This is a genomic window from Alistipes sp. dk3624 (assembly GCF_009557455.1).
GTDB classification, from domain to species: Bacteria; Bacteroidota; Bacteroidia; order Bacteroidales; family Rikenellaceae; genus Alistipes_A; species Alistipes_A hominis.
This window is the reverse complement of record NZ_CP045651.1, coordinates 2,229,801-2,239,051: the sequence shown is the minus strand read 5'-3', so window position 1 is coordinate 2,239,051 and position 9,251 is coordinate 2,229,801. Positions and strand designations below refer to the sequence as shown.

Annotated in this window: 6 protein-coding genes; 3 read left to right on the top strand and 3 right to left on the bottom strand. The window is 56.3% G+C overall.

From position 1 onward, the window contains the following. The first annotated feature begins 113 nt into the window (after positions 1–113). From GFH31_RS09565 to GFH31_RS09555, 3 genes are all read left to right on the top strand, one after another. On the top strand, positions 114–1,796 hold the full coding sequence (locus GFH31_RS09565; RefSeq protein ID WP_055203489.1) for a nucleoside kinase: 1,683 nt from the start codon (positions 114–116) through the stop codon (positions 1,794–1,796). A gap of 166 nt (positions 1,797–1,962) precedes the next feature. Beyond that, positions 1,963–4,821, top strand: coding sequence for an aminomethyl-transferring glycine dehydrogenase (gcvP, locus tag GFH31_RS09560; RefSeq protein ID WP_153497821.1), 2,859 nt, complete (start codon positions 1,963–1,965; stop codon positions 4,819–4,821). Between the two features lie 23 nt (positions 4,822–4,844). Then, positions 4,845–5,396: a peptidylprolyl isomerase gene (locus GFH31_RS09555; protein ID WP_118655333.1), complete on the top strand. Its 552-nt coding sequence runs from the start codon at positions 4,845–4,847 to the stop codon at positions 5,394–5,396. A 194-nt stretch (positions 5,397–5,590) separates the two neighbouring features. Here the strand turns inward: GFH31_RS09555 and eno are convergent, their stop codons facing one another. The 3 genes from eno to GFH31_RS09540 all read right to left on the bottom strand — a co-directional run bounded on the left by eno (position 5,591) and on the right by GFH31_RS09540 (position 9,243). Further along, complete coding sequence (gene eno / locus GFH31_RS09550) at positions 5,591–6,895, bottom strand: phosphopyruvate hydratase (RefSeq protein WP_101571499.1); 1,305 nt, start codon at positions 6,893–6,895, stop codon at positions 5,591–5,593. Between the two features lie 678 nt (positions 6,896–7,573). After that, the gene (gene rplQ, locus GFH31_RS09545; RefSeq protein ID WP_153497820.1) at positions 7,574–8,158 is read right to left on the bottom strand and encodes a 50S ribosomal protein L17; all 585 of its coding nucleotides are present in this window, start codon (positions 8,156–8,158) and stop codon (positions 7,574–7,576) included. Between the two features lie 92 nt (positions 8,159–8,250). Continuing rightward, the gene (locus tag GFH31_RS09540; RefSeq protein ID WP_055202285.1) at positions 8,251–9,243 is read right to left on the bottom strand and encodes a DNA-directed RNA polymerase subunit alpha; all 993 of its coding nucleotides are present in this window, start codon (positions 9,241–9,243) and stop codon (positions 8,251–8,253) included. Positions 9,244–9,251 lie beyond the last annotated feature (8 nt).

Below are 9,251 nucleotides of genomic sequence, written 5' to 3'. Positions count from 1 at the left end.
CCTTTGCGGCCCTAAAAAACCTTCTTTATTTGAATATTATTCCCGAAGTCCGTATCTTTATATACTTGTTTCACGCTTTACAACGTTTTATCTTTACTCAATCAAACATGATTATGAACGACACCGTAAAAATATTTTGCGAAAACACGGGCGCCAACCTATTCGTCAACCAGGGCACCAGCCTGCTGCAGGTCGCGCAGATGCTGTCGCTGGAAAAAGGGAACGACACCCCGCTGCTGGCGGCTTACGTCGACAACCGCCTCAAAGAACTCTCTTACCGGATCTATTCGCCGCTGACCGTCCGCTTTATCGACATCACGCATTTCGAAGGTATGCGCGTTTACCAGCGGACGCTCTTCTTCATTCTGGACAAAGCGGTATGCGACCTGTTCCCGGATCGGAAGCTCCACATCAAACATGCCGTGGCGAAGGGCTTTTACTGCGAGATAGAGGGCATGGAAGATATTCCGGAAACCGAAATAGGCCGGATCAAAGAGCGTATGCAGGACATCATCGGACAGAACATTCCGATCGTGCGTCAGCGCGTGACCTGCGAAGAGGCCGTGGAGACGTACCGCCAAATGGGACTCGAGGACAAGATCGCCCTACTCGTCACGCGTCCGCACCTGTACGTCACCCTCTACAAGATGGCCGACATCGTCGGTTATTTCTACGGGGGACTCGCCATTTCGACCGGATACATCCACCTGTTCGACCTGCACAAATACTATAAAGGGTTCCGGGTGGCCGTACCGGACCGCACCGCGCCGACGCAGCTCGAAAAAGAGGTGCCGCAGAGCAAAATGTTCAAGATTTTCAAGGAATACGCGCGCTGGGTCGATATCATCGGCGTCTCGAACATCGGGGCGCTCAACTCGAAGATTCTCGAAGGCAAAGGCGGCGAGCTGATCCGCATGGGCGAGGCCCTGCACGAAAAAAGCGTGGGTTACATCGCCGACCGGGTAGCCATACAGCACCAGAAAGGCGGGGCGAAGATCGTGCTGATCTCGGGTCCTTCGTCGAGCGGCAAGACGACTTTCTCGAAACGGCTCGGCATCCAGCTCAGCATCCTCGGTATGCACCCGGTGCTGATCTCGCTCGACGACTACTTCGTCGAACGCGAAAAAACCCCGCGCGACGAAAAGGGCGATTACGATTTCGAGGCCCTCGAAGCGGTCGACGTGGAACTGTTCAACGACCATCTGAACCGGCTGCTGAAAGGCGAAACGGTACGAATCCCGCGTTACAACTTCATCACCGGGAAACGGGAGTTCCACGAACAGCCGCTGCAAATGGAAGAGCGCTCGGTGCTCGTCATCGAAGGAATCCACGGCCTGAACCCGAAACTCACGCCGCACGTCGCCGCCGACATGAAGTTCAAAATTTACGTCTCGGCGCTCACGTCGATCGCCATGGACAACCTGAACCGCATCGCCACGACCGACAGCCGGCTGATCCGCCGCATCGTGCGGGATCACCGTACCCGCGGCAACAGCGCTACCGACACGTTGCGTCGCTGGGAAAGCGTCCGCCGCGGGGAAGACAAGCATATTTTCCCGAACCAGGAACAGGCCGACCTGATGTTCAACTCGTCGCTTTTTTATGAACTCTCCGTACTGAAAGACTACGTGCGGCCGCTGCTGCGCGAAGTTCCGGACACGGTGCCCGAATTCGGCGAAGCGCATCGGTTGCTGAAATTCCTCGATCACTTCACCTCGATGGACCGATTCGAAGCGGAGATCCCGCCGACCTCCATCCTGCGCGAATTTATCGGCGGAAGCTGTTTCGAATACTAAAGAAAGACATATTCCCGGCGCAAGCGTAACATCCTGCCGGACAGCTTTCTGCGCGAACTTATCAAAAATTGTTCAAAATTTCCGGGGACGACGGAGGGGTTCCGCGCCGTAATTCGCTGCGGATTACTACCTTTGTCTCTCGTTTTACCACTGCAACGCTGAACGCATGTCACAAGACCCATTCATCAAACGCCATATCGGAACCGACGAACGCGGAGTGTCCGAGATGCTCCGCACGATCGGAGTCCGTAGCACCGAAGAGCTGATCGAACAGGTGATTCCGGACGCGATCCGACTGAAAAAACCGCTAAACCTGCCTCCGCAAGGAATGAGCGAATACCAATTCGCCGCCCATATCCGCGCGATTGCCGGCAAAAATAAGCTCTACCGCAGTCTGATCGGCATGGGCTATTACGGAACGGCTACGCCGGCCGTGATCCAACGGAACGTTTTCGAGAATCCGGCCTGGTATACCTCGTACACGCCTTATCAGGCCGAAATTTCGCAGGGACGACTGGAAGCGCTGCTGAATTTCCAAACAGCGGTCATTTCGCTGACCGGCATGGAAGTCGGCAACTGTTCGCTGCTGGACGAAGCGACGGCCGCCGCCGAAGCGATGCTGATGATGTACGCCCTGCGTTCGCGCGAAGCGGTCCAACAGGGGCGCAACATTCTGTTCGTCGACGAAAACATCTTTCCGCAAACGTTCGACTTGCTGCTGACGCGCAGCGAACCGTTCGGCATCGAAATCGTCTGCGACAGCTACGACGGGTACGAGTTTTCCGGCCGCGAGTTCGGGGCGATCGTCCAGTACCCGGCAGCGAACGGAGCGATCTGCGATTACGACGATTTCGCCGCCGCAGCACACAGCCGGGGCGTCCTGGTCACCGCCGTGGCGGACATCCTGGCCCTGGCCCTACTGAAAGCCCCCGGCGAATGGGGTGCGGACATCGCCGTGGGATCGACCCAACGGTTCGGCCTTCCGATGGGATTCGGAGGCCCGCACGCCGCTTTCCTGACTACGAAGGACGCCTATAAACGGAATATGCCGGGCCGCATCATCGGCGTATCGGTCGATCGGCTCGGCAACAAGGCGCTGCGCATGGCGCTGCAAACCCGCGAACAGCATATCAAGCGCGAACGGGCGACCTCCAATATCTGCACGGCACAGGCGTTGCTGGCCAGTATGGCCGGTTTCTTCGCCGTCTACCACGGGGCGGAAGGGATCCGCCGGATCGCGCTGCATACGCACGGCCATGCGGCGGCGGCGGCGGCGGCACTCGAAAAACTGGGATACGAAACGGCGGCTCGGAACTTCTTCGACACGATCGAAGTGGCGGCCGACGCCGATAAAATACGCACGGCGGCCCTCGAAAGGCAGATGAACTTTTTCTACCCGGACAAGGAACGCGTCCGGATCTCGTTCGACGAACTGTCGACGGCAGACGAAGTGAACGCGATCGTCGCCCTGTTCGCCAAAGCGGCGGGAAAAAGAGCGCCGGTCGTAAAGAAAATCGCCGAAACGGCCGATTTTCCGAAAAACGTACTGCGATCGTCGCCCTACCTGACCGAACCGGTCTTCCAGCGCTACCGCAGCGAAACCGACATGATGCGCTACATCAAGAAACTGGAACGCCGCGACATTTCGCTGGCCGACGGCATGATCCCGCTCGGCTCGTGCACGATGAAGCTGAATCCGGCCGTAACGATGCTCCCGCTGAGCCTGGCCGGACTGGCCGACCTGCACCCGTTCGTCCCGGCCGACCAGGCGGAAGGTTACCGGGAGTTGATCGACGAACTGTCGAAAGACCTCGCGACGATCACCGGAATGGACGCCGTATCGCTTCAGCCGAATTCGGGCGCCAACGGCGAATATTCCGGCCTGATGGTAATCCGCGCCTACTACCAGAGCCGCGGACAGGGCTACCGCAACGTCGCGCTGATCCCCGCTTCGGCGCACGGCACCAACCCCGCTTCGGCCGCCATGGCCGGTATGCGAATCGTGACCGTGGCCTGCGACACGAACGGGAACATAGACATCGACGACCTGCGAGCCAAAGCAGGCCGATACGCCAGCGAACTCTGCTGCATCATGGTGACCTACCCGTCGACGCACGGAGTCTTCGAAAGCCGTATCCGCGAGATCGTGGACATCGTGCACGACAACGGCGGACAGGTCTATATGGACGGAGCGAATATGAACGCGCAGGTCGGGCTGACCAACCCCGGATACATCGGGGCCGACGTTTGCCACCTGAACCTGCACAAGACGTTCGCCATCCCGCACGGCGGCGGCGGCCCGGGCGTCGGACCGATCTGCGTCACCCAGCATCTGGCCGAATTCCTGCCGAGCCATCCGCTGGTCGAAACGGGCGGCGAAAACGGAATCACTTCCGTTGCGGCGGCGCCGTTCGGCAGCGCCTCGATTCTGCCGATCACCTACGGCTACATCAAAATGCTTGGCGAAAGCGGCCTGCGACGCGCCACCGAAACGGCGATCGTGCAGGCGAATTACGTGGCATCCGCTTTGAAAGGAGAATACGAAGTGCTCTACACCGGAGAAACCGGACGGGTCGGTCACGAAGCGATCCTCGACCTGCGCCATTTCCGCAAAGATTACGGCACGGAATGCGCCGATATCGCACGCAGGCTGATGGACTACGGATTCCATGCGCCTACCCTTTCGTTCCCCGTCCCCGAAACGCTGATGGTGGAACCCACCGAAAGCGAACCGAAGGCCGAGTTGGATCGTTTCATGGAAGCGCTCGTACGGATCAAACGGGAGTGCGAAGAGATCCGCGACGGGAAGGCCGATGCGGACGACAACGTCGTGAAAATGGCGCCGCACACGGCAGCGGAAGGCTGTGCGGACGATTGGAGTCATCCTTACGGCCGCGAAAAGGCCTTTTATCCGCTGCGCCGGCTCCGCGAAAACAAATTTTTCCCGTATGTCAGCCGGATCGACGGCGGCTACGGGGATCGTAATCTTTGCTGCACCTGCGGCATCTTGTATGAAACCGAATAAATATTTACTTAAAAAAAGATAAAATGAAAATTGGAGAAAAAACATTCGTGGCTCTGAGCTACCAGCTGAAAGTCGACGGTCAGGTCGTTGAAACGGTCAAAGCCGAGAGCCCTTTGCAATTCGTATACGGAACCGGCTTCCTGCTGCCGGCATTCGAGGCGAACCTCGCCGGACTGGGCAAAGGCGATCCTTTCGCATTCCGCCTGGACGCCGCCAACGCTTACGGCGAAGTGATTCCGGACGCCGTGGTCGAACTGCCCAAAGAGGTCTTCATGGTCGACGGTAAAATCGAGGACGGTATGCTCGAAATCGGCAACCAGCTTCCGATGAGCGACAACCAGGGCAACCGGCTGGTCGGCGTCGTGAAAGCGGTCGGCAACGACAGCGTAACGATGGACTTCAACCACCCGATGGCCGGCAAAGCGCTGGAATTTTCGGGGACGATCGTCGAAGTGCGCGAAGCCACGCCGGAAGACATGATGACGGGGCATCCCGCCGGGGGATGCGACTGCGGATGCGGAGACGGTTGCGATCACGAACAGGGGAACGGCGGCTGCGGCTGCGGTTGTCACTAAAAAAATCTTTCGAATTTACGGATACAATCCGTAACCGCATACAAAAGGCAGGCCCCGTGAGGGGCCTGCCTTTTACATATTCCGACTCCGGCTAAACAGCTGTCCATTACGAGATAACCGCTCTTCAAGCAGAAGAGGAAGCGGCCTTGCGGGCGCTTCCTCTTCTTTGCCCCGGCGACAGCCGGAAAACAGTCTTATTTCTTGTAAATCTTCGTATACCCGTAGATCGCCTCGTCGCCCAGTTCTTCTTCGATGCGGAGCAACTGATTGTACTTGGCCATCCGGTCGGAACGGCTCAGCGAACCGGTCTTGATCTGGCCCGAATTGGTAGCTACCGCGATATCCGCGATCGTTGCGTCCTCGGTTTCGCCCGAACGGTGAGACGTAACCGAAGTGTAACCGGCGCGGTGAGCCATTTCGATCGCATCGAGCGTTTCTGTCAGCGACCCGATCTGGTTCACTTTGATCAAAATCGAATTGCCGCAGCCCATCTCGATCCCTTTTTTCAGGAATTCCACATTCGTTACGAACAAATCGTCGCCGACCAACTGGCACTTGTCGCCGATCTTGTCGGTCAGCGCTTTCCAGCCGTCCCAGTCGTTTTCGCTCATACCGTCCTCGATCGAGTCGATCGGGTACTTCGAGATCAGCTGTTCGAGGTAAGCGACCTGTTCGGCAGAGGTGCGTTTTGCACCTTTGGCGCCTTCGAACTTGGTATAGTCGTAGATACCGTCTTTGTAAAATTCGGAAGAGGCGCAGTCCATACCGATAGCCACATCGCCGCCTTCGCACTTGCGGCCCGGCTTGTAACCGGCTTTCTTAATCGCCTCGATGATCGATTCCAGCGCGTCTTCGGTACCGTTCAGGGCCGGAGCGAAACCGCCCTCGTCGCCTACGGCCGTACTCAGTCCGCGGTCGTGCAACACTTTCTTCAGCGCGTGGAACACCTCGGCGCCCATGCGCAGCCCTTCCCGGAACGAAGCGGCTCCGACCGGACGGATCATAAATTCCTGGAACGCGATCGGAGCGTCCGAATGCGAACCGCCGTTGATGATATTCATCATCGGAACAGGTAGCGTCTTGGCGTTCGTTCCACCGATATAGCGGTACAGCGGCATACCGAGCAAATTGGCCGCGGCATGAGCGCAAGCCAGCGACACGCCGAGAATCGCATTGGCGCCGAGGTTGCTCTTGGTAGCGGTTCCGTCGAGCGCGATCATCGTTTTGTCGATGCCGACCTGATCGGTCACCTGCATGCCGAGAATCTCCTTGGCGATGATTTCATTCACATTCTGAACGGCCTTCAGCACGCCTTTTCCGCCATAACGCCCCTTGTCGCCGTCGCGCAGTTCGAGCGCTTCGTTTTCTCCGGTAGAGGCTCCGGACGGAACGGCTGCACGGCCGACAGCCCCGCTTGCGGTAGTTACTTCCACTTCAATCGTCGGATTTCCTCTCGAGTCGAGGATTTCCCTTGCATGAACACTGATAATCTGTCCCATGACAATTTTCCTTAAATTAGTTTATAATCGGTTTATCTGTTTCGATCGCAATGCCGCCACCTAAGGGGCCCCTCGTATTTCCAACGCTTTTACCGGCGAATACCCGGCATCAGCAGAAATCGAAAACGCTTCAAAGATAGTGCATCGCGCCGGATTAAACAAGTTTTACAACGTGTCGTTTCCCTGAATCCGGTAAAAAATGCGTCGGAATATTGTCTGTTTTCCGGAGAATTTCGACCGGAAATCCGTACGACATCGGCTCCGGCCGACCTCAATATTCCGCTTCCGGTCCAGCACAGATACGAAACAGACCGTGACTTAATCCCGCATCGTAAAGTCTTTTTTCGCCTCCGCCCGGTCGGCGCACGTTTCGCCGGTATCGAGCGCCAGCGGCTTTTTCCCTTCACAAACCGCGCCATAAAATCCAGGATCGCCTTCCGGAAATCGCACATCGGAATCTCGGCCATGTCGTGATCCACATTCCCGGCGGCGTAAAAACATAAAGGGCCCGCATCTTCCGGAAACCGCGCGGTCAGGTATTCGGCCCGAAGCAACCGACATCCCCGAACGTCGTCCGGCCGAACGGCACGTATCCCTCCGCATTTCGGCAGCCGTACCGGCATAAAACAAGAGCGGGGATTCTTGGAATCCCCGCTCTTCGTATGAAGCAACGTTTTATTAAGCCTTTTCTTCGGCAGGAGCCTCTTCCGCCGCTTTTTTAGCAGCGGGCTTTTTTGCGGCGGCCTTCTTTGCAGGCGCTTTCTTGACCTCTTCCGCAGGAGCCTCGGTATCGGCAGCGACCGGTTCCGCAACGGCTTCGACCGGTTCGGCAGCTTTCTTAGCACCCGAACGGCTACGACGCGTTTTCGGTTTTTCAGCCACTTTCGCCTCCTTCGTGTAGGTTTCGTTGAAGTCTACCAGTTCGATGAAGCACATCTCGGCAGCATCCCCCAAGCGAAAACCGGTCTTCAGAATCCGGCAGTAACCGCCCGGACGGTCGGCGATCTTCGGAGCGATCTCGCGAAACAGCTCGGCAACGGCTTGCTTGTCCTTCAGGTAGCTGAAAACAACACGACGCGAATGAGTCGTATCCAGTTTGGATTTGGTAATCAACGGCTCGACGTACATTCTCAGAGCCTTTGCTTTGGCAACCGTCGTATTGATCCGTTTGTGACGGATCAGGGAGTTTGCCAAGTTGGCCAACAGCGCCTTGCGGTGCGCTGCCTGCCGGCCAAGGTGGTTAATTTTTTTGTTATGTCTCATAATTACGTGATCTTAAATTTTTGCTTCCAGGTTAAAAACCGATCCTCCTTCGCCGGGAGTCCGGATCAGACCCGTTACTGTCGCAGTTCCGGTTAATCCTTGTCCAGCTTGTAGATCGATACGTCCATACCGAAATGGAGATTCAGATTCGTCAGCAAATCGTCGAGCTCGGAGAGCGACTTTTTACCGAAGTTTCTGAATTTAAGCAAATCGTTCCGGTTGAAACGCACCAGATCTCCCACGGTTTCCACTTCGGCGGCCTTCAGGCAGTTGAGCGCACGCACCGAAAGATCCTGATCGGAAAGTTTGGTTTTCAACAGCTGACGCATGTGAAGCACATCTTCGTCAAATTCCTCCGTAGCACTGTTTTCCTCGAGGTTCAGTGTAATTTTTTCATCTGAGAAGAGCATGAAGTGATGAATCAATATTTTAGCAGCCTCTTTCAGTGCATCTTTCGGGTGAATGGAACCGTCCGTCGTAATCTCCAAGTTGAGTTTCTCGTAGTCGGTTTTCTGCTCTACACGGTAGTTTTCGACCGAATATTTTACATTCTTGATCGGTGTGTGGATCGAATCGATCGGAAGCAGACCGAACTCCGCGTCGGCGGGACGGTTCTCTTCGGCGGGCACGTATCCGCGCCCTTTACCGATCGTCAACTCGATTTGCAGCTTTACGTCCGCATCGAGCCGGCAGATCACCAGATCGGGATTCAACACCTTAAAGTTCGTAAGAAAATTCGAAATGTACCCGGCCGTGAGTTCGGTCTGGCCGGCTACGCTGACCCGCACCTTTTCACTGTCGGCACTTTCGACGGTTTTAATGAAACGTACCTGTTTGAGATTCAAAATGATCTCAAGCATTCCTTCCATAACACCGGGGATAGCAGCAAATTCATGGTCTACGCCGGCCACTTTCACCGTCGTGATCGCATACCCTTCCAGCGAAGAAAGAAGAATGCGGCGCAGTGCGTTGCCGACCGTCATCCCGAATCCCGGTTCCAGCGGACGAAATTCAAACCGTCCGAAAGAAGAGGTGGATTCGAGCATGATTACCTTTTCAGGTTTTTGAAATGCTAATATTGCCATAATTATTG

Coding starts and splice junctions, on each gene's coding strand:
- gcvP (WP_153497821.1), top strand. CDS start 1,963: ATGTCACAAGACCCATTCATCAAACGCCATATCGGAACCGACGAACGC.
- eno (WP_101571499.1), bottom strand. CDS start 6,895: ATGGGACAGATTATCAGTGTTCATGCAAGGGAAATCCTCGACTCGAGA.
- rplQ (WP_153497820.1), bottom strand. CDS start 8,158: ATGAGACATAACAAAAAAATTAACCACCTTGGCCGGCAGGCAGCGCAC.
- GFH31_RS09565 (WP_055203489.1), top strand. CDS start 114: ATGAACGACACCGTAAAAATATTTTGCGAAAACACGGGCGCCAACCTA.
- GFH31_RS09555 (WP_118655333.1), top strand. CDS start 4,845: ATGAAAATTGGAGAAAAAACATTCGTGGCTCTGAGCTACCAGCTGAAA.
- GFH31_RS09540 (WP_055202285.1), bottom strand. CDS start 9,243: ATGGCAATATTAGCATTTCAAAAACCTGAAAAGGTAATCATGCTCGAA.